Raw genomic sequence first — 20331 nt, forward strand, 5'->3', positions numbered from 1 at the left:
CGCCATGAATACTCAGTCAGGGTCAGTTGGAAAGATCATGCACTTACTCTTGAGAGATCGCCGGAATACGATCGGTCGCCAGGCTGATCCGGGAATCGCCCGACGAGAACGAGCCGGGAAGGGATCGACGTCGTCGTTGGCTTCCTCAACTGCGTCCGGCGGAGCATCGGTGGAGCAGGCGAGCATCGGCCAGCTTGCCGGATATCGTCGCATCCTGCTGCTGCAAGGGCCGAATGGTCCCTTCTTTGCGGGCTTGCGCGATCAACTCGAGCAGTACGGCAGTTGCGTCTGGAAGATCAATTTCAACGGTGGTGACGATCTGTTCTACCACACCGGCAATATCCTGCGCTTCCGCGACAAGATGGGCGGCTGGGAGGATTTTCTGCTTGCGTTCCTGGCCCGGGAGAGGATTGAGGCCATTGTCGTGTTCGGCGATTGCCGGCGTCCTCATCGCATCGCTGCCAGGGTTGCCAGAAAGAAGGGGATCGCGTTCTGGGTGTTCGAGGAGGGTTATGTCCGCCCCGACTACATCACGCTCGAGGCCGGCGGTGTCAATGCCGACTCCCCGTTGGGGTCGTTGTCGCTGGATCAGATACCGGATATCGCGAAGCCGCCCAGGCACCTTGCATTCCATCACACCTTCCGCAAGATGGCGTGGTACTCGTTCTTGTACTTCGCCGCTGGCTTGGCCGGCGCCTGTCGCTACCCTCAATACCGGCACCACAAGCCGTTCGGCTTGCGAGAACTGTCGTGCTGGTTGCGGGCCGGCTATCGCCGGCCTTTGTACCAGCATAGGGAAAAGGGAACGATCAAGAGACTGCTGTCGCACGATCATCCACCGTTCTTCCTCGTTGCGCTGCAGGTCCACAACGACAGTCAGATCCGCATGCACAGCCCATGGCGGCGCGTCGAGGATTTCATCGAGTGGACGATGTTCTCGTTCTCCCGATACGCCCCTGCGGGCTCCATGCTGGTGATCAAACACCATCCGATGGATCGTGGTCACACGGACTACACGCGGATGATCAGCGCTTGCGCCCGACGCCTCGGCGTGGCATCGCGCGTGGCCTACGTGCATGACGCACATCTGCCGTCGCTATTGCAGCGCTGCAAGGGCCTGGTGACAGTCAATTCGACGGTCGGATTGCAGGCTCTCTTTCACAGCGTGCCGGTCATCGTGCTTGGCCGCAGCTTTTATGCGAAAGAGGGCGTGACCTTCCTGGGGAGCCTGGACGAGTTCTGGTCCAGCGGCGTGCCCCTCGACAAGGCCGCAAGCACTCGCCTGCGCAACTACGTCATACGCGCCTCCCAGATCAATGCGTCGTTCTACGCCAAAGCCGGCTCCGCGGATATCGGCTACGCCGCTCACAGGTTGAAGACGCTCGGGATGCGTCTCGCGTGCATTGCCAGTCTTGTGACACTCGATGTACTTGACGGTACCCCCTTCGATATTTCCGGAAAGCTGCGCTGGACGCTCGCCATATTCGGCGTTGGATGAGGCGTTTCTCCGATGGGGACTCGGCGTGGCGCCGGCACTTTGTCGAACGGCGTCCCGGTATGGAACGATCACAGGAAGTGACCATGAACAAGATTCTCATTGTCGGCCATCACTCGTCGCAGTATCAGGATGTCGAGCGACTGCTGAACGAATGTGGCATGAGCCGTCCCTTGCCGTCTCGGCGGGAGAAGCTGATGCCGGTAGAAATCGGCGCCACTCTTCTGAAGGCTCATGGCGTATCTCCCCTGAACAAGACCGGGGCGGATGGCCAGCTTCAGCAGATTGAAGCCAGTCCGATCTGGCACGGCATGGCGCTTGACCTGATGCTCGGCAACCTGGATCAAACGCTCTGGGGATGGGCGGATCCACAAGCCGTTCATCTGCTCGACTACTGGAAGTCGCTTGACCCGAGACTCACATTCATCCTTGCATACGACAGCCCGCGGAGCTTGCTTGCGCAGATCGAGGATGCCGACACCAAGCTGACACACGAGCACCTGCGGCAACGCATCCATGACTGGAGCGCTTACAACGCCGCCTTGCTGCATTTTTTCCATCGCAATACCGATCGTTCCCTGTTGGTGCATACAGGACAGGTCCGATTGTCCGCTAACCACTACCTCCAGCAGGTTCGGGCACGCATCGGCGCGCCATTGAACACGCCCTTGGGGATTCCCCATGCGGGGGAGGATGAAGCGCAATCTGAGCAGCGGTCCGGCGCGGCGCATCCGGAAGGCACCGCCGCCTCGGCCACGTCGCGCCCGGACGATGTCGGTACGCCATTCCCGCCAGCGGATGCGCTGAGTGAGTACCTGTCGGAGGCCTTGCTCCAGCAGTTTCCCCAGGCGCAGCAGATCTACGAGGAACTGCAGTCCGTTGCGGATCTTCCGCTCATCGAGCGTGTGCCTGTGGACAATGCAGCCCTTGGCGCATGGCGTGTCATGGCTGCACGCCATGTCCAACTGAACAGTCTACGGTCCTCCCTGGCCCACACCCAGGAGGCGCTGGATAGTCTTCGCCTCGACTACCGGCATCAACGCGAGAAAGCAGAGTCATTGATGCTCTACAAGCGACTTGCGACCGAGCGGCTGGCACGTCTTGGCGAGCTGGGGACGACAATGGCCGCTCGAGCCCGGTTTGCCGAAGCACAGTCTGCCCAGCTAAAGGAAACGCAAGGCCGGCTCGCAACGGAACGCGAGACTGGACTGGAAAATGCGCTCTTGCACGCACAGCTCAAGCAGGCCCACGAGGAACTGGAGCGCTACCATCTCGAGGCCAAGCTGCAACGCGAAACAATCGCGTCCTTGACGCACAACGAAGCGCTTGCGGCTGAACGCCTGGCGCAGCTCGGGGAACTCAAGCTGCGGGTGGATGCTGGAGCCAGGCTCGCTGACGACCGGGCAAGTCAAGTCAAAGAGATGGGCATGCAGCTTGCATCGCGGCGGCAGCTCGAACAAGAAAACGAATTGCTGCTCAAGCAGCTTTATCAAATCCAAACGGAGCTGGAGCGCAGTCATCTCGAGTGCAAGCAACAGCGCGAAAGAGTCGATGCCTTGCTGTCGAGCGAAAAGCTGGCAATCGAACGATCAGAGGAACTGGCGGAACTCAGACTCCGGTTGGCCGACCACAGCCGGCAGGCGGAAGAGCAAGGCCGGATCGACATACGGCAGGAGCTCGAGCAGGAGAATCAACTCCTGTTCAAGCAGCTTCATCAGATGCAGGAAGAACAGGAGCGGCATCATCGTGAGATGCGGTCGGCCAAGGTCGCCGACCAACTGAAGACTCGCAACTTCAGGCCGGCGCTTGAATACCGTGGAGCGGCTGATCGCATCAAACACGGGCTGACCTACCGTCTGGGTACGACGATGATTCTGCGGTCCCGCTCCATAGGCGGGTGGATCACCATGCCCTGGGCACTACTGCGTGAGACGCGGCAATTCCGTGCCGAGGCGGCAAAGCATGCTCAGCTCGGGGTTCCCTTGCACGAATACCGTGATGTCCACGAAGCCGAACGCGCAATGCGGCATCTCTCATATCGGCTCGGCGCAAAGTTGCTTGCCGGTTTGGGCTCGCCGCTCGGCTGGCTGAAGTTGCCGATGGCGCTTCGTCGTGAAGTCAAGGCGTTTCGGCAAGAAAGGACGAGCCGGGCATGAAATCCAGGACCCTATCGCCCTCGGTTTTTTCATGGATGCGGCATTTCCTTGTGCTTCATCCTCCAGACGGCGTTCTTTATGTTGGAGCAGGGACCGGCGCAGGAAGGTGGGTACAACTCCTGCTGGAGGAAGACGTGCCCAATGTCACGCTTGTAGAAGCTGATGACGGGCAGTTCGTGCACCTGAAGCGCAGCATTGCCGGACATGAGGGATGGGACCTGCAAAAGCGCTTTATCGCTGCCAATGCCGGAACCGCCACCTTCCATGTGGCGAGCCAAAGCGCGGAAAGCGGCTTGCTGGATCCGGCGCGACTTCATGGCCTCTGGCCGAATCTCAAGAGCCGGGCGCAACTGGCTCTGCCAACCACTACATTGGAGAGGCTTCAGCAGGGAGCGGCCCTTTCCGCCAACTGGCTGGTGGTGGACTGCTTGCCTGCGCTGCCGATCCTTCAGAGCGCTGCCGACAAGCTCGACCGCTTTGACGTGATCACGCTGCGCACGCTGTTCGATAGCGTGGTTCCGCCGGAAGTCGGAGCGAGCCTATCCGAATTGACGCGCTTCCTCTGCACACGCGGGTATCGCTGTATCGCCACCGAAGCCGGGCGGCACCCGCTTATTGGTCATGTCATTTTTGTCAAGGATTTTCGATTCCTCCTTAGCGCATTGCAGCAGCAATCGACCGAGACGTTTCTGGATTTTCAGGCTGAAAAGAAAAGATTGATGCAGAATCTGAAACGCCTGGGGAAATTGGCGGAAGAGAAAGAAAATAATATCGACAAGATAGCCAATGAAAAAACAGCAGCGGAGATCCAGGCAATAAGAATCAGGAAAGAGTGCGAAATACTAAGGCGTGCCAATGCGCGCATGGAATTAATGATCGGATGCGACGGCGAAAGGTATCGTCAGAGCAGTATAGCCAACAAGAAAAAAACAGAGAGAGAAAAATTGAGGACGGGTAACGGAATCCATCCGATACGGATTGATTCTCCATCCGGAATTTCATCCGGAAAGCAGGAATTTTCCAGTGCAAAATACTGGAATGACAGGTATCTCAAAGGAGGGAATTCCGGATATGGATCATACGGGCGGCTTGCCGAATTCAAAGCCAGGATAATTAATGAGTTCATCCAGAATAATAAAATAGAAAAACTCATAGAATTTGGCTGTGGCGATGGAAATCAGCTCGGAAAATTCTCGGTAGGGCGCTACATTGGTGTTGATATAAGCCCCGCGATAATTCAGGTGTGCAAAGATAAATTCTCGACGGACCCAGGAAAATCATTCCTTGTGGTCGACGATTTTATCGAGAGTTCGGATTGCGCCGAGCTGACATTATCATTGGATGTGATATTTCACCTGGTAGAAGATGATCTATTCGAGAGATATATGTCGATGCTATTTCGGAGTTCGACACGGTTCGTGTTGATCTATTCATGCGAACAGGAGTCTGTCGCAGGAGATGAGGTTCACTTGCGCAGACGGAGATTCACCAACTGGATCGATGAAAATCTTGCGTCCTGGCGTCTGATCGATTTTATCAGGAATGACTATCCTAGCGACGGAGAGAGGAATTCAAAATACTCGTCGTTCTCGGATTTTTATTTCTACGAACTGCAGCAGCAATGAACGACGTCCTCACGAAATTGGGGATTGGTTTTTGAATATTGAGGTGTCGAAAATGTCAGTTTATAGTGAAGACGTCAACCATACCATATTGCGTCATGATGAAGCCAGAATTCATTGCTTGTGTGATGCAACAAAACCGTCAACGCTAGATGACCGGTTGCGCGAACTATTTTCCGATTTCCTGGAGCACAGATCGAAAAATCCCGAGATATTCTGGCAGGCTTTTATCGATCCTGAGTACCAGGAAAGAACAACTCCGCGCATGAATGAAATCATGGTCTTTGCGGCACAGGCCAGGAATCAGAAGAAGGATATTTCGACTTTCCTGATCGATGAAACCGCGTTTTTGTTGTCGATTCCTCCTCCGTGCAAAATTCCGGATAATTTTCCAGAGTTCGAGAGATTGTTCTCGACTGCAGACCGTCGTAGCAGTGACTTCAATGATCTTCCCTCGCTAGAGGATTTCAAGAATGCCATCGCGGAAGGGAGGAGCCAGCGATTTCTGCGTGCAATTGAGAGGTTCTTACCGCATTACATTACCTATCTTTCATCAAGCCCAAGGATACAACGAAAGAGAATCAATGATCTCGTTTCAATATTGGGGTATTCGCAAGACATAACCGGGGTTCTTGAAAATATTGGGTTCAACTTGTCGGAGGCAATTTCCAGGATCGATTTCGTGGCAGATGATGAGGCAAAGGTGAGGGAGATCGACAATCTCCTTTATTTATCATTCGAGCTATCTTCTGAAGATTTACCCGATCTTTTTCTTGCTAATTTCGAGAAATTATTCTCTAAAATAAAAAATAGTTGCCCTGAACTTAAGATGTTCTGCCGGGGACTCAGGCAGAGTTTTCTGAAGGGGCTCGCATTGCGCAGACGATATTCCGATGCTATAGATTTTATTGCAAGAAATGTGAAATCCGAAGACGCCGATTCATTTGTTCTCATTACCCAGGCAATGGCAATACGGAAGGAGATTGGTGGGTTCGAGTCTGATTTTGGAGCGGCGACGGTCGAGAGAATTCTTCATCTGTCTGAGAAATCTCTTCTATTGCTCTCGCGAGATTTGAGGAGAGCCAGCCTGGTGAAGAGCATGTCGTGTGGGCGCGATTCGTCGGAAATTGTTATTGATTTGTTCGAGAAAAATATCTCTATTGATGCTTCGTCCGAAAATGATGCGAATATCTGGGCCGCCAGGTGTTTGGTTGCGCTGGCTGTTTTTGGTGTTGCCACAAAATTCCTGCTCTGGTTTCATGAAAACTTCCGGAGACTGGGGCTCGATGAGGGGCGACGAGATTCGCTCCTCGCCATTTCCGGGTATGACATTCCATTTATATCAAATATAAACAGGAGTCTGATCGATTCCGGGTTCGGACACACATTGATTTCACCGTCGAGATACGGATCGGTGAGAGATTATATGGCGGGAGTGCTGGAAAAATGGGAAAGGGAATCGGCTGAGGTGGTTGGGGACACGGATGATCTTCCCTTTGTTTCCGTAATCATGACCACATTCTCGCCAGATTTCGAATTGCTGTATCTGTCGTTGCGCTCCATTGTGAAGCAGGAACGGGTACGCCTGCAGGTAATCCTGGTTGACGACTGCTCTCCCGGCAACCCGGATGCGGCATTCAGGAACACGATTGCCAGGGCCATGAATGGAATCGATCCGGGGCGATGCGAGATAGTCTTTATGCGGAATGAAATAAACCAGGGACAGTATGAGTCCAGAAATACGGCAATAGGTATTTCTAAGGGGGACTATATTGCCGTGCAGGATGATGATGATATATCTCATCCGGAGAGATTGATCTATCAGACAGGTCCGCTGGTTTGCGATGAAGGAATAATGGCAACACATGCCCAGCACCTGAGGATTTCAGAGGAGTCCGGCTTGATGCCGGATGGTTCCGTCCCAGGCGAAATTGAGGGGGACGGTCCCGTTTCATTCATCTGGAGACGTGGCGTGTTTGGCCAGATTGGTGGCTTCCTGCCAACTCGGACACGAGGAGATATTGAATTCCGGGCGCGGATGAAGCGAATTTATGGCGACCAAGCCATCGTGGCCATCAATAAGCCATTGGTCTTGACGCGGGGTGGGTTGGGCACGATTTCGTCGGGACGGGAATACATGTATCGCACTGCGTTGGAGACAATGCGATACATGATGACTCATACAGTCTGGAAACAAGGAGGAGGGGATGATGCCTTACTTTGGATCCCGCAGTTGCTGAGAAATTGAAAAAATTATAATTGAGCTATTGAAAATGGAAAAAATATTCGTTTGCCTGACCACAATTAGTTCCAGGCTGGCATCTGTTCATAAAGTGGTCGAATCTATCTTGTCTGCGAAATTTGATCTGATAGATTATGAGGTAAGACTATATATTTCAAATTACCCCTATCTACTGGACAAGGGATGTGGGGAAATCACGGATCAATTGAAAAATTTGGTCAGAAAAGAGAGAGGGAGATTTTCGATACATTACGTTGATAATTCCGGCCCTTACAGGAAGATATTGCCGATCATCAATCATGTCTACTCGTTGCCGCCCGCGGATTTCCTGGGATCTTTGATTGTGACTGCTGATGACGATACGCTGTATCCAAAAGACTGGCTCGATGGCCTGTACCGTTGTTTCAAAGAGAGGAAATGCGTTATCGGATATCGAGCACGCTCGATAGTATTCGATGGCAATAGTCCTGATAAATACAGGAAGTGGGATAAGGTTATTCGAGTTAACCCATCGATACGAAATGTCCTGACCGGAAAGGATGGAGTGCTGTATTCGCCTTTTCATTTCCACCCCAAGGTCAGGGATGTCGTTTCCGCGGTCAAATATGCCCCTAAAGCAGATGATTTGTGGCTGAAGGCGCACACCCTTGTTTTTGGCGTCGGCTGTTTTGCCATCAACGATGCGCTGTCGGATGCATTCCCTTCGGTCGAGGCAGGAGATCCAGGGCCTTCCTTATATGAGTCATTCAATAAGAGAGGTGGAAATGACGAGTCGGTTTCCAGATTGAACAATTACCTTGTTTCGAACTTCGGTGCCGGATTCTTCGAACTATGCAAAAATCCACGGCAGTATCCTGGCTACATGCCTATAGTTTCTGTTACGTAATTCTTGTGCGGATGATGCAAGATTTTTTATTAATTGTACTTGCTTTTTATTTATTGATTATTAATGATGGACATGCTGGATCGATTTATCTGTCTATGGAATTTTCGCAGAAACCGATTCGCGCATGTCCTTGCAAAGGCAGATGCGCACAGTTGCGCCAGCAACAGTCTTGAGCTTTGGTCGTATTACCGCCTGAAGATGTATGCGGCAATTGTTGAGCGAACACGCACGGATCGACATTGGCGTGGTCTGTTTGCCAAGGCCGTTGCGTTCGCTGCATGTGGCCGGCTGGGCGAAGCCGAGGTAGAAGCCCGGGAGTTCTTGCGGCGGGCGGACTGCAGACCGCATCGTGAGGCACTGGCCGGTGCGTTGGCCCCGTTCATGCCTGAATTGGCGATACAAATGCTCGATAACCCTTCGGCGTCGGTTTCCCTGCGAGCGGCCCTATTGCTGCGGACGGCTGCGTTTTCCGAAGCTCGCGCAGTATTGAAAGAGGCATTTGCAAAAGGAGAACAGCGCAGGTTCCCCGAACTCCATCTCTATCGATCCAATACGGAACGAGGAGCACCCGCTCAACAGTTGATCCGCCTGAATGCGTTCTTGCAGACATATCAATTGCCGCAGTTGTCGCTCTGCGATGCCGGTCTGCCGCCATCGCCGCTCAATGTGCAAGCCCCGGCACCGATCAAGACGGTTGATGGCCCGCTTGTCAGCGTACTCATGACGACCTACCAAACGGGGCGGCGGGCCGATATGGCGATCGGCGCAGTGCTTGGGCAGAGCTATCGAAATATAGAGTTGATAATCATTGACGATGCGAGCGATGATGAGACGCCAGACATCGTGCGGGCCTGGGCAACGCGAGACCACCGGGTCAAATATCTACGTCTCGGCTGCAATGGTGGCACCTATCTGGCAAAGAATATCGGTCTGCACCATGCACGAGGCACGTTCGTTACCTGCCACGACTCGGACGACTGGTCGCACCCTTTGAAGATCGAACGTCAGGTAAAGCCTTTGCTGGAGGACTCACGCTTGATCGCGACCGTTTCGTACTGGGTGCGCATGCAGGACGACGGGATCTTTTACGCGCGGCAAGTGCATCCGCTGATGCGCATGAATTCCTCGTCGCTCTTGTTTCGAAAGGACAAGGTCTTGAAGCGGGCGGGTGCCTGGGATCGCGTGCGGACCGGCGCGGATAGCGAGTTCCTGGCACGCCTTCGCCTGGTATTTGGCGATGCCGCCATGCGGCGGGTAGTGCAGCCGCTGGCGCTAGCGGCTCATCGGCCGGATTCCCTGATGACCGCCGACGCTACAGGCTATTCGGACAGTGGTATTTCGTCGCAGCGCCAGGCTTATTGGGAAGCATGGTCTCGCTGGCATATCGACGCACTGCGCATGCGATACCAGCCGCGCATGCCATTCGATATCGAACGGATCGAGGCAGAGCGCCCGTTCGCCGTGCCCAGGGAGATTGCTCTCCGTGCGAGCGATGCCGCCGCGTGCATGGCCAGTATTGAATGCTTCCCGCAAGAATGATCAGATGGGGATCTGTTGCGAACGAGAAGCCGCGGCAAGAGCTCTGGGTAAGGTGTCATAAGGCGGCTCATGCACAATCCGTGGTGGAAACCGAGGTGGCGCGCGCAATGCGGCGCGGAGCGCCAGTCACAACTGCCGCGTGTAGATATGAGCGCTGGATGCCCGAGTCTCAATGGGTCACATGAAAATGGAATAATTTCAGAATTTTCCCACCACAAGAAAAATCCATAAGGATTTGGGAATTTTCTACTAAATTGTGGCTTATGACCGCAATATAATATTTTTTCCTGACCAGGAATTTTATATTTTTATTGATGCCTGAGTTCATTGAGAAAAAATGAAAAATACTCTTGTGGAACGACTTGACAGCAAGCGAGCCGTAATTGGGATCGTCGGGCTGGGATATGTTGGACTGCCGCTGCTGCTGCGCTATGTGGATGTCGGCTATCACGTCATCGGTTTCGATATCGATCAGTCAAAAATCGATGCCTTGCTCCAGGGCAGGACCTATATCGAACACATCCCGTCCGCGCAGATCCAGGCTGCTGCCAGCGGAAATCTGGAGGTCACGACCGATTTTTCCCGAGCGAAGGAAGCAGACGCCCTGATCATTTGCGTGCCGACGCCATTGAACCGTTACCGAGAGCCGGATCTGAGCTTTGTCCTTGGGACGGTGGATGCGTTGATTCCTCATCTTCGTCCTGGCCAGGTGCTATCTCTCGAAAGCACGACCTATCCGGGGACAACTGAGGAAGAGCTGCTGCCGCGAATCGAATCGCGCGGGCTGACTGTCGGGCAAGAGGTGTTTCTGGTGTTCTCTCCGGAACGAGAGGATCCGGGAAATACTGATTTTTCCACGCGCACCATTCCAAAGATATGCGGCGGACATACGGCCGCATGCTTGGATGTCGGCATGGCTCTCTACGGAGCAGCGATCGATACCGTGGTTCCCGTCAGTTCCACGCGCGCCGCCGAGCTGACCAAATTGCTGGAAAACATACATCGCGCGGTGAATATCGGGCTGGTCAATGAAATGAAGATCGTCGCCGATCGAATGAATATCGATATCCACGAGGTAATCAGCGCCGCCGCGACCAAGCCATTTGGCTTTGTCCCTTATTATCCTGGCCCAGGTCTGGGCGGGCATTGCATTCCCATCGATCCGTTCTACCTTACATGGAAAGCCCGTGAGTATGGTTTGCACACTCGTTTCATTGAGCTGGCGGGGGAGATCAATTCATCCATGCCGGATTATGTGATTGAAAAGGTAATCGGCGCGCTCAATCAGGTCAAGCGCTCCGTCCGCGGCAGCAAGATCCTGGTGCTTGGCATCGCCTACAAGAAAAACGTGGACGATATGCGTGAGTCGCCTTCGGTCGTGCTGATGGAAAAATTGCGCGCACTCGGAGCCGAGGTGGCCTATAGCGATCCTCATGTACCGGTTTTCCCAAAAATGCGAGAACACAGCTTTGACCTGAGGAGCGTGGATCTGAGTGCCAGCGAGATCGGCCGGTACGATTGCGTTCTTGTCGCCACGGATCATGATCGTTTTGACTACGACCAGATCCGGAAGTGCGCGAAGGTGGTGGTCGATACTCGCGGTCGTTACCGGCAAGCGGCAGGAAATCTGGTCAAAGCCTGAGGCAACCTGTCTGTCCGATCATCACCAGGTAGGCATCCGGGGCCTTCAACTCGCGGGCATTGATACCTGCCAATGGCCCGCTGCCTCCGATGCCGGTGGTAGCCAGCCGATCAGAGGCAATGCAACTGATCGGCCAGCGCTGCGAGACAGCATGAGCTGCTGCGCTGTTGGCTCGTTCCGGTGAGTTTCTCGATCTCGTCAGATTTGACCAGAGAAATCTCGAGCCGGGACCGGCTTGTCGTTCCTACAACAACCCATCCAGCAAATCCGGCCCGAACACCTCGCGATGCACGCGCTCCGCCTTTACCCCGCGCGCCGCCAGCGCGGCGCGCTGCGCCTGCATGAAGGGCAGCGGGCCGCAGAGGTAGAAGTCGGCGTCGGCGAGGTCGTCGCCGGCGAAGATGACGTCGATATCCATGCGGCCGGGCAGGGCGGGCCGGGCCAGGAATTCGGCCGGCTCGCCGGACTCGAGGAAGAAGTGGGTGCGCAGGCCGGGCAGTTGGCGCGCGGCGTGCTTGACGTCCTTGACGTGGGCCACGTGCGAGGCCATGCGCGCGGCGTGGCCGAAGACGACCTTGCGCGCGGGGTTGCGCTGCGCGACGGCGTTGAGCGCGGAGATCATGGGTGTGACGCCGACGCCGGCGGAGAGCAGCACGATGGGGTGGGCGGGCTCGATGGCGGGCGCGAAGTCGCCGAACGGCTGGCTGACCATCAGGACGTCGCCGGGGCGGGCATTGTCGTGCAGCCAGTTGGAGACCGCGCCGGCGGGCAGGCCGGCGTCGTCGCCGCGCTCGCGCTTGACGGAGATGCGCCAGGTGCGGCCGTTGGGCGCGTCGGAGAGGCTGTACTGGCGCTGCTGGAACACGCCGTGCGAGAGTTCCACCACCACGGAGATGTACTGGCCGGGCAGGAAGTCGGCGAGGGTGGTGCCGGGGACGGCTTCGAGCGTAAACGAGGTGATGTCGGCGCTCTGTTCCTCGCGCGCGACGATGCGCACCGGCTGGCGGTGGTCGGGGCCGGTGCCGGCGCGTTCGTAGAGGCGCGTCTCGGCGGCGATCAGCTCGGCGGCGAGCAGCCAGTAGGCTTCGTCCCAGGCGGCGACGAGCTCGGGCGTGGCGGCTTCGCCCAGCACTTCGCCGATGGCGCCGAGCAGGTGGCGGGCGACGACGGTGTAGTGGCCGGGCTTGATGCCGACCGAGGCGTGCTTGTGGACGATGCGGCTGACCACCGGGGCCAGCGCGCTGTTGTCGCCGTAGTTGGCGGCATAGGCGAACACGGCGGCGGCGAGCGATTGCTGCTGCGCGCCGTTGGCCTGGTTGCCCATGTTGAACAGGTTGGTCAGTTCGGGCCTGTCGGCGAACATATTGCGATAGAACGCGGTGGTGATGGCCAGGCCATGCTGGCGCAGCACGGGTACGCTCGCATCGATCAGGGGTCTCGATTTTTCAGACAGCACTGCAACCTCCAAAGATATACACTAAATACAACAAATGGGGCGAATGAATCCGCAACAGGGGCGGCGGCGGGCGATCTGCGCTTTGTCCGCGTCACCTCGGAACCCATTCTATTAAACATGCATTTGCTGTGCAACATAAATTTGCGGCATCGCAAAAGATGTATCGAAGGGCCATGTTAGACTGCGCGTGCCGCCGGCGCGGCGCCCGCGCGCCGCGCGCATGCCGGCTGCCCCGCATTCCGCACCACGATCCGCACGGCGGAGGACCACTTTGCATGAGACTGACCGACTACACCGACTACAGTCTGCGGACCCTGATCTACGTCGCGGTCCACCCGGGCGAACTCGTCACCATCCAGCGCATCGCCGATGCGTTCGACATTCCCAAGAACCACCTGATCAAGATCGTGCAGAAGCTCGGCCAGGCCGGCTACCTGCATACGGTGCGCGGGCGCGCGGGCGGGATCGAGCTGGGCCGGCCGGCGGCGGCGATCAACGTGGGGGAGGTGATCCGCACGATGGAGTCGGATTTCAGCCTGGTGGAGTGCTTCCAGGGCGACGACAATCATTGCGTCATCACGCGGGTGTGCGGCCTGCGCGGCGTGTTGTCGGCCGCGCTGCGGGCTTACTTCGACGTGCTGGACGCCTATAGCCTGCAGGACCTGGTGGCACGCCCGGCGGCATTGAGCCGCGCGCTGGCGCCGGATGGCGGCACGGTGGCCGGCATTCCGGTCAGGAGCGTGACACGCAAGGCGCGCGCGGCGCCCGGCGGCGGGACGGCGTAGGCGCGGCCCGGCGCTAGCCTTCGCGCCCGTCGGCGCGCGGACGCATCAGGAACGGCACGTACTTGAACAGGTACAGCGCGAACGCGGCCATCCACGCCACCGCCGCGGCGGCGATCCAGAACGGCTTGTACTGCGGCAGGACCAGCGGCCCGGCCACGCGCAGCACGGCCGCGGCGAAGACCGCCGCGTAGGCCGCCGTCTCCACCGCGCGCGCCTCGAGCAGGCGCCCGGTGTGGCCCAGCGCGGTGCGCGTGATCATGCCGATGATGGCGCAGCCGATCGCGCCGACGGTCAGCGCATGCAGGGCCGAGGAGCGGTCCGCGTGGCCGAGCGCGGCGGCGGCCAGCAGCGCCAGGCCGAGCGGCAGGCAGACATAGGCCAGGTGCAGGATGCCGATCAGCGGGCGGCGCAGCGTCCGCCGCGAGCCCCAGCCGCCCAGGCGCACGGCGTGCGCCAGCGCCGCCAGCAGCGCGAGCGCGGCGGTGATCATGCCTTGCGGCGCCAGCGCGCACGCCGCCATCGCGGCCAGCGTCAGCGGCACCACGGTGCGCTCGGCCAGCGGCGAGCGGCGGATGCGCACGCCGGGCACGCTGTTGGCCGTGAACATCGGGATGACGCGCCCGCCGATCACGGTGATGAACACCACCACCAGGCCGATGCCCGCCTCCGCGCTTTGCAGCGCCGCCGGCACCGCGCCGCGCGCCAGCGCCACGTGGAACGCCACGTTGAGCGCCCACAGCAGGAACAGCGCGCCGGCCAGGCCATAGTTGCGCTTGCTGCCGGCGCGCACCAGCACGCGCAGGAAGCTGGCCGCGCACAGCGGCAGGAAGGCCAGGTCCAGCGCCACCGCGAGCGGCGCCGGCCCGGTCCACATCAGCACGCGCGCGGCCAGCCAGAGCGCGGCCAGCCCGGCCAGCGCCGCGCCGCGCGGCGTCTGCAGCCCGGTCCAGTTCCTGCCCGCCGTGAAGAGGAAGCCGACCACCACCGCGGCGGCAAAGCCGAACACCATTTCATGCGCATGCCAGAGCATGCCGCCCATCGGCGGCTGCGCGGCGCCGGCCGGCCACCAGCCCAGGTAGATGGCGGCCCACGCGCCGACCGACAGCACGGCGAACGCCGCCGCGAGCAGGTAGAAGGGCCGGAATGCCAGCGCCAGCACGGGCAGCCCGCCGTGGCGGGCGGGCGCGGGGCGGGATGGCGGCGGGGTCTGGAGCAGCGGCTGCATGGATGCCGCGCGCGGTGTCGGGTCGGGGTGCATGGTGTCGATCGATGTGGTCATGGCGCGGCTTCCTTCCCGTTCGTTTTTTTCTGGCCGGCCGGCATCCTGCCGCATGGCAGCCTCCCGACGATTCTATAAAACAAGCATTTTTAATGCAACATAAAAGACGGCATGCGGACGTGTCTGACGGAAAAGGCCGGCGGGCCGCCTGGCGCATCCGCTCCTGCCGCAAGCCCGTCACTCCCGGGCCCGGCAAAGCTGCCGCGGGCGGCAGCGGTGGTCAGATGACCGCCGGAATGTGCGTGCGGAAAGCGCAAGCCGGCCGCACCCGGAAAGACGCGAGTGCCGGCGAGCGGGCATTCCCGTGCGCAGGGCACTCGCTTTTGGCGCGCTTGTGATCCTTCAGGCTTTGCCGGCGGCGGCGGGGGTGGCGCGGAACGTCACGCCCAGGCGGTTGAAGGCGTTCATCAGGCCGATGGCATACGTCAGGTCGACCAGTTCCTTGTCGCTGAATTCGGCCGCGGCGGCTTCGTAGTCGGCATCGGGAACGCCGGTGTCGGCCACGCGCGTCACGGTTTCCGCCCAGGCAAGCGCGGCGCGCTCGCGGGCGCTGAACAGATTTCCGGCCTCGCGCCACACGGGCACCAGCACGAGCTTGTCCACGGAAAGGCCCTGCGTGAGCAGGTCGCGGGAATGCATGTCGATGCAATAGGCGCAGCCGTTGATCTGCGAAACCCGCAGGTACACGAGATTGACCAGTTCCCGCGGAAGGCCGCATTTCTGGAGAGACATGTACACCCCGCCGAAGGCCTTGTAGCCCTCGGGGGAAACTTTTGCATAGTCGAGGCGATGGCTCATGACGCATCCTTCTGTGTGTTGATCCGGAGCCCTAATCATGGCGCATCTTGGCCTATCCCGGATGGTCCATGATTCGCCTTGCGACATGGGCCATGACGCCAGCCCGCGCGCCGCGTCAGATGAGCTTCAGGATGCGCCTGCCGAGATGTTCGGCGGTGGCCCGGGAGTCGATGTTCGTGAAGCCCAGCAGCAAGGCCGAGACGCCATCGCCCGCCGTCGTCCAGCGCGACAGCGCCTCGCCGTACAGGCCGTGCTCCCGCATGCTCGCCGCCAGCCGGCGATCCGAGCGCTGGCCCCGCAGGCGCAGGATCAGGTGCATGCCGCCCGGCTGCGCATCGATGCGCGCCTGCTTTCCCAGCACGCTTTCCAGGCCCGCCGTGGCGGCGTCCCGGCGCTCGGCATAGAGCTTGCGCATCCGCTGGATATGGCGCGCGAAATGGCCTTCCCTGATGAAGGCGGTGACGATCGCCTGCGTCAGCTGGGGGCTTCCGCCGGCGAAGACCTGGCTGATCCGCTCGAACCGCTCGACCTGCGTCGGCGGCACGACGAGATAGGCGAGCCGGATGCCGGGGAACAGCACCTTGCTGAACGTGCCCGCGTAGAGCACGCGCTCGTCACGGTCGAGGCTTTTCAGCGCGGGCAGGGGACGGCTGACGTAGCGGTATTCGCTGTCGTAGTCGTCTTCGACGATCCATGCGCGGTTTCGCGTGGCCCAGTCCAGTAGCGCCAGGCGCCGCGGCAAGGACAGAGATACGCCCAGCGGGCTCTGGTGCCCGGGCGTGACCACCGCCGCGCGTGCTCGCGGCGCCGCCTCGATGCCGGCGGCGACGACCAGGCCGTCGCGGTCCACCGGCACCGGCACGGTGGCGAGGTGCATGTGCTCCAGCAGTTCCCGCGTGGGCGGGTAGCCCGGGTCTTCGAGCCAGACGCGGTCTCCGGCCTTCCACAGCGCCTGGCAGATCAACTGCATGGTGTGCCGGTATCCCGAGGTCACGAACACCTGCGACGCGGCGCAGTGGATCCCGCGCGAGACCTGCAGGTACGCGGCGATCTCGGCGCGCAGGCCCGGCAGGCCGTATACGGACGGGTGCGCCATGTCCGACGGCTGCATGGCGCGCACGCATTGCGCGCCCAGGCGTGCCCAGATCTTGCGGGGAAACATGTCCAGCGCGGGCAAGCCCATCTGGAACGGCAGCACCGAGTCCGGGCGGAAACTGAGTTCGGGCGCGTCGGTCCCCGGCGGCGGCATGGCGCCGCCGGCGGGCGGAAGCTTGAGGCCCGGCGTCACGATGGTCCCCGCCTGGCCGCGAGCCTGGATGTACCCCTCGGCGGCCAGCAGGGAATAAGCCGTTTCTATCGTGCCCCGCGCCAGTCCCAGTTCTTGCGTCAGCGCGCGCACCGAGGGTATCCGGTCGCCCGGCTTCAGCAATCCGCTGGTGATGGCGCCGCGAAAGCGCTCGTAGATCTGCCGGTAGAAAGGGGCGGCTGCCGCCGGATCCAGCGGCGCGAAATTGCCGTGCTTCGCGGTGGGGGTCATGGGCTGGCCTCGTCGATTGTCTCTTCGATGTCGTGAAAACCGTCGCCGGACCGGCACGGCGCATGTCCGCGCATATTGGCTCGCCGGCGCCCGCGCGCCCGCCGCGCTCAGGCCGAGAACTTGTCCAGCAGCCGCAGCAGTTCCTCGAACTCCGCCTTGCTGAAATCCTTCAGGCGCGCGTTCAGCACCTCGGGGGCGATCTCGGGAATCCGCTCGGCCACGACGCGGCCCTTGTCGGTGAGTTCGAGGTTGACCACGCGGCGGTCCTCGATGCTGCGCGAGCGGGCCAGCAGGCCCTTTTGCTCCAGCTTGTCCAGCATGCGCGTCATCAGGCCGGTATCGATGACCAGCAGCTTGCTCAGCTCGAACGGCGTGGTGGCGGTGCCGCGCGACAACGACAGCAGGATGCCCATCTGCTGGGCGGTGATGTCGAGCTCCTTGAGCGCGGCATCCATTTCCATCAGCACGAGGTTGCGCGCCTTGTTGAGGTAGAAGCCGACGCTCTTCGTGAGGTTGAAGGTGTCCCTGGTGTAGTGCTTCATCCGGTTCCTCGCGTTGGCATGCAGATGTCCCGATCTTATTTGATTTGTCAGATAGCCTCAAGGTCAGAATCTACGGCCGGCCTTGCGAACGGTCGCCGCAAGGCCTGTTCCGCCGGCTATTCCACCAGTTATTCCGCCAGTCCGCGGCTGGCGAAATAGTGCGCGGGCGAGTCCCCGAACGCGCGGCGGAACATGGCGATGAAATTGCTCGGCGTGGCGTAGCCCAGCGCTTCGGCCACCTGCGCCACCGCCTCGCCGCGCGCCAGCCGCTCGAGCGCGTGGGTCAGGCGCGCCTGCTGGCGCCAGTGGGCGAAGCTCAGCCCGGTCTCGCCCTGGAACAGGCGCGACAGCGTGCGCGGCGACACGCCCGCCCACGCGGCCCATTCGGCCAGTCCGCGGTGATCGCCGGGCTGCGCCAGGATGGCGTCGCTGATGCGGCGCGCGCGCCGGTCCACGGGCAGCGGCAGGTGCAGCGGCTCGCGCGGCGCCTGCTCGATCTCGTCGAGCAGGACCGCGACGATGCGCTGCTGCGCGTCGTCGAGCGCGAACGGCGCTGGCCAGGAGGCGGCGCGGCCGACCAGCGCGCGCATGACGTCGCTGATGCCGAACACGCAGGGCAGGGGCGGCAGGTCGCGCGCCGCCGACGGCGCGACCCACACGTTCCAGCCGCTCAGCACCCCGCTGATGCTGATGCGGTGCATCTCGCCGGGCGGCATCCAGCCGGCGCGCTGCGCGGGCAGCAGCCAGGAGCCGTGGCGCGTGCGCACGTGCACCAGCCCGTTGTCGATGCAGAACAACTGGCCGCGCAGGTGCCGGTGCCAGCCCAGCTCGCGCGTGCCCAGGCGGAATGCGTTGCTGTCCCGGTCGCTGCCCCGCATGGCGATCAGGGCCGGGCCGCCGGGCTGCTCGTAGCGGTCGGCAAAGGTATCCAGCAGGTCGCGGGTGGCGGCGTCCACCGCGGCTTCGTCGTCCGCGGGGTCAGGCGGGCGGATTGGCATGGCTCGATTGCATTGTTTTTAGTCCAGGTAACGTTATCGAGTCTACGCGCTTCGCCGCGATACTGCTTCCCCAGGCGCATCCCGATGCATTGATCCCGCGCCGCAGGAGAACAGACATGCAAGACCAGGTTTCCGCTTTCCGCGAATCCGCGAATTTCTTCATCCACGACGTTTCCGCCTTCCCGCTGGTGCTCGGCCGGCCCGAGACGCTGGTGCCCGGCTACGCCGGCCAGTGGTGCGAGGAGATGACCACGCTGGTGCGGCAGGCGCATCCGTTCGTCATCGTCATGGGCCCGCAGGCGGACGCGGAGCGGCACGAGGACCGGCGCCTGCGCGCCTTGTGGCTGAAGCACAACCGGGAGCCGCTGGTGCGGCGCTGCCGACTGCTGGTCTACGTCGAGCCGGATGCGGCCAAGCGCGCCGGGCTGTCCGCGCTGGCGGCACTGGCGGTCAAGGCGTTCGGCGTGCCGGTGGCGCTGACCGCCGGCATGGACGAGGCGCTGGCGCGCGGCGAGCAGGTCCTGCGGGCCGAGGCGGCGCAGATGGCGCGAGAAGGGGCGCGAGAAGGGGCGAGGGACAGCATCGCGCAGTGACCGCGCCGGCGCCACGCTGTTGCCGCCGCGCCGGCAGAGCGCGGACACGGCAACGCGCCGCCGGCGCAGGGCGGCAGCGGAGAAGCAGCGGGGAAGCAGGGCGGAAGCGGAAAAGAGGAAGCCCGGCCGCCGGGGAAAACCGCCGGCGGCCGGGCGGCCGCCGTCATGCGCTTAAGGCTTACGGCTTACTGCGACTTGGCGCCGTCCGTATAGGGGTCGCGCGTACCCGACTTGGCGCCGTCGGTGTAGGGGTCGCGCGTGCCGGACTTGGCACCGTCGGTGTAGGGATCGGCCTTGGTCTGGGTCGCGTTCAGGTCCGTGCGGGTCGACTTCTTGGCGCCGTCCGTATAGGGATCGAACTTGCCCGACTTGGCGCCATCGGTATAGGGATCGCGCGCGCCGGACTTGGCGCCGTCGGTATAGGGGTCGGGCTTCTTTTGCTGGCCATAGCTTGCGCCCGAGGCCACGGCAGCGGCGGCGACAAGTAAGGTCAGGGTGAGAACTTTGCGCATCGTTTGCTCCGGTAGTAGTGACAAGGCGCTTGCGGAATTTCCCCCGGCGGCAGGCCGTGGGACGCCCGGGCGTATGCTGCGTTTCGCACAGATAAATCCTAGGAGTGAAATCGGGGAGTCCGTAGGAAAACCTTGTAAGTGCTTGTTGCGGCAGCGCGGTCCATGACGGCAACGCGACTCCTGGCGCATTTGCCGGCAGGCGATATGGCGAAAGCCGCATGTTTCGCGATAACCGTGGGCCAATGCGTG

Annotated in this window: 16 protein-coding genes; 9 read left to right on the forward strand and 7 right to left on the reverse strand. The window is 60.4% G+C overall.

Annotated elements, in window-relative coordinates; genetic code table 11:
• Window positions 1–37 precede the first annotated feature (37 nt).
• The 7 genes from KF708C_RS16765 to KF708C_RS16785 all read left to right on the forward strand — a co-directional run bounded on the left by KF708C_RS16765 (window position 38) and on the right by KF708C_RS16785 (window position 11582).
• Complete coding sequence (locus KF708C_RS16765; RefSeq protein ID WP_231586519.1) at window positions 38–1498, forward strand: capsule biosynthesis protein; 1461 nt, start codon at window positions 38–40, stop codon at window positions 1496–1498.
• Window positions 1499–1581: 83 nt separating this feature from the next.
• Entirely contained in the window at window positions 1582–3651 is a 2070-nt protein-coding gene (locus KF708C_RS16770; protein ID WP_059412687.1) for a hypothetical protein, read from the forward strand.
• Complete coding sequence (locus tag KF708C_RS35735) at window positions 3648–5276, forward strand: class I SAM-dependent methyltransferase (protein ID WP_156173863.1); 1629 nt, start codon at window positions 3648–3650, stop codon at window positions 5274–5276. The genes KF708C_RS16770 and KF708C_RS35735 overlap by 4 nt, the downstream gene beginning before the upstream one ends.
• A 52-nt stretch (window positions 5277–5328) precedes the next feature.
• Window positions 5329–7521, forward strand: a complete 2193-nt coding sequence (locus KF708C_RS34645) for a glycosyltransferase family 2 protein (RefSeq protein WP_197090377.1) — start codon at window positions 5329–5331, stop codon at window positions 7519–7521.
• Window positions 7522–7546: 25 nt separating this feature from the next.
• Window positions 7547–8401, forward strand: a complete 855-nt coding sequence (locus tag KF708C_RS35740) for a hypothetical protein (RefSeq protein ID WP_156173864.1) — start codon at window positions 7547–7549, stop codon at window positions 8399–8401.
• A gap of 63 nt (window positions 8402–8464) precedes the next feature.
• Entirely contained in the window at window positions 8465–9940 is a 1476-nt protein-coding gene (locus KF708C_RS34650; protein ID WP_082079611.1) for a glycosyltransferase family 2 protein, read from the forward strand.
• Window positions 9941–10277: 337 nt separating this feature from the next.
• Complete coding sequence (locus tag KF708C_RS16785) at window positions 10278–11582, forward strand: nucleotide sugar dehydrogenase (RefSeq protein ID WP_059412689.1); 1305 nt, start codon at window positions 10278–10280, stop codon at window positions 11580–11582.
• Window positions 11583–11826: 244 nt separating this feature from the next.
• Here KF708C_RS16785 and KF708C_RS16790 read toward each other — a convergent pair whose 3' ends face one another.
• Window positions 11827–13038, reverse strand: a complete 1212-nt coding sequence (locus KF708C_RS16790) for a globin domain-containing protein (RefSeq protein WP_059412690.1) — start codon at window positions 13036–13038, stop codon at window positions 11827–11829.
• Between the two features lie 275 nt (window positions 13039–13313).
• On the opposite strand from KF708C_RS16790, the gene KF708C_RS16795 reads away from it, so the two are divergent.
• The gene (locus KF708C_RS16795; RefSeq protein WP_059412691.1) at window positions 13314–13823 is read left to right on the forward strand and encodes an RrF2 family transcriptional regulator; all 510 of its coding nucleotides are present in this window, start codon (window positions 13314–13316) and stop codon (window positions 13821–13823) included.
• Window positions 13824–13836: 13 nt separating this feature from the next.
• Here the strand turns inward: KF708C_RS16795 and KF708C_RS16800 are convergent, their stop codons facing one another.
• From KF708C_RS16800 to KF708C_RS16820, 5 genes are all read right to left on the reverse strand, one after another.
• Window positions 13837–15102 carry an NnrS family protein gene (locus KF708C_RS16800; protein ID WP_370552839.1) on the reverse strand — a complete coding sequence of 422 codons (1266 nt, stop codon included), beginning with the start codon at window positions 15100–15102 and terminating at the stop codon, window positions 13837–13839.
• Between the two features lie 342 nt (window positions 15103–15444).
• On the reverse strand, window positions 15445–15900 hold the full coding sequence (locus KF708C_RS16805; protein ID WP_020206930.1) for a carboxymuconolactone decarboxylase family protein: 456 nt from the start codon (window positions 15898–15900) through the stop codon (window positions 15445–15447).
• A gap of 115 nt (window positions 15901–16015) precedes the next feature.
• Complete coding sequence (gene pdxR, locus KF708C_RS16810) at window positions 16016–17437, reverse strand: MocR-like pyridoxine biosynthesis transcription factor PdxR (RefSeq protein ID WP_059412692.1); 1422 nt, start codon at window positions 17435–17437, stop codon at window positions 16016–16018.
• Window positions 17438–17544: 107 nt separating this feature from the next.
• Entirely contained in the window at window positions 17545–17979 is a 435-nt protein-coding gene (locus KF708C_RS16815; protein ID WP_020206932.1) for a MarR family winged helix-turn-helix transcriptional regulator, read from the reverse strand.
• A 128-nt stretch (window positions 17980–18107) separates the two neighbouring features.
• A complete protein-coding gene (locus KF708C_RS16820) occupies window positions 18108–18977 on the reverse strand; it encodes an AraC family transcriptional regulator (protein WP_059412693.1) in 870 nt (289 codons plus the stop codon).
• Between the two features lie 116 nt (window positions 18978–19093).
• Here KF708C_RS16820 and KF708C_RS16825 point away from each other — a divergent pair, with 116 nt between their 5' ends.
• On the forward strand, window positions 19094–19570 hold the full coding sequence (locus KF708C_RS16825; RefSeq protein WP_059412694.1) for a hypothetical protein: 477 nt from the start codon (window positions 19094–19096) through the stop codon (window positions 19568–19570).
• A 185-nt stretch (window positions 19571–19755) separates the two neighbouring features.
• Here the strand turns inward: KF708C_RS16825 and KF708C_RS16830 are convergent, their stop codons facing one another.
• The gene (locus KF708C_RS16830) at window positions 19756–20082 is read right to left on the reverse strand and encodes a hypothetical protein (RefSeq protein WP_020206935.1); all 327 of its coding nucleotides are present in this window, start codon (window positions 20080–20082) and stop codon (window positions 19756–19758) included.
• Window positions 20083–20331 lie beyond the last annotated feature (249 nt).

The organism is Cupriavidus basilensis (assembly GCF_000876015.1).
In the GTDB taxonomy this organism is placed as follows: Bacteria; Pseudomonadota; Gammaproteobacteria; order Burkholderiales; family Burkholderiaceae; genus Cupriavidus; species Cupriavidus basilensis_B.

Coding starts and splice junctions, on each gene's coding strand:
- KF708C_RS16765 (WP_231586519.1), top strand. CDS start 38: ATGCACTTACTCTTGAGAGATCGCCGGAATACGATCGGTCGCCAGGCT.
- KF708C_RS16770 (WP_059412687.1), top strand. CDS start 1,582: ATGAACAAGATTCTCATTGTCGGCCATCACTCGTCGCAGTATCAGGAT.
- KF708C_RS35735 (WP_156173863.1), top strand. CDS start 3,648: ATGAAATCCAGGACCCTATCGCCCTCGGTTTTTTCATGGATGCGGCAT.
- KF708C_RS34645 (WP_197090377.1), top strand. CDS start 5,329: ATGTCAGTTTATAGTGAAGACGTCAACCATACCATATTGCGTCATGAT.
- KF708C_RS35740 (WP_156173864.1), top strand. CDS start 7,547: ATGGAAAAAATATTCGTTTGCCTGACCACAATTAGTTCCAGGCTGGCA.
- KF708C_RS34650 (WP_082079611.1), top strand. CDS start 8,465: ATGATGGACATGCTGGATCGATTTATCTGTCTATGGAATTTTCGCAGA.
- KF708C_RS16785 (WP_059412689.1), top strand. CDS start 10,278: ATGAAAAATACTCTTGTGGAACGACTTGACAGCAAGCGAGCCGTAATT.
- KF708C_RS16795 (WP_059412691.1), top strand. CDS start 13,314: ATGAGACTGACCGACTACACCGACTACAGTCTGCGGACCCTGATCTAC.
- KF708C_RS16800 (WP_370552839.1), bottom strand. CDS start 15,102: ATGACCACATCGATCGACACCATGCACCCCGACCCGACACCGCGCGCG.
- KF708C_RS16805 (WP_020206930.1), bottom strand. CDS start 15,900: ATGAGCCATCGCCTCGACTATGCAAAAGTTTCCCCCGAGGGCTACAAG.
- pdxR (WP_059412692.1), bottom strand. CDS start 17,437: ATGACCCCCACCGCGAAGCACGGCAATTTCGCGCCGCTGGATCCGGCG.
- KF708C_RS16815 (WP_020206932.1), bottom strand. CDS start 17,979: ATGAAGCACTACACCAGGGACACCTTCAACCTCACGAAGAGCGTCGGC.
- KF708C_RS16820 (WP_059412693.1), bottom strand. CDS start 18,977: ATGCCAATCCGCCCGCCTGACCCCGCGGACGACGAAGCCGCGGTGGAC.
- KF708C_RS16825 (WP_059412694.1), top strand. CDS start 19,094: ATGCAAGACCAGGTTTCCGCTTTCCGCGAATCCGCGAATTTCTTCATC.
- KF708C_RS16830 (WP_020206935.1), bottom strand. CDS start 20,082: ATGCGCAAAGTTCTCACCCTGACCTTACTTGTCGCCGCCGCTGCCGTG.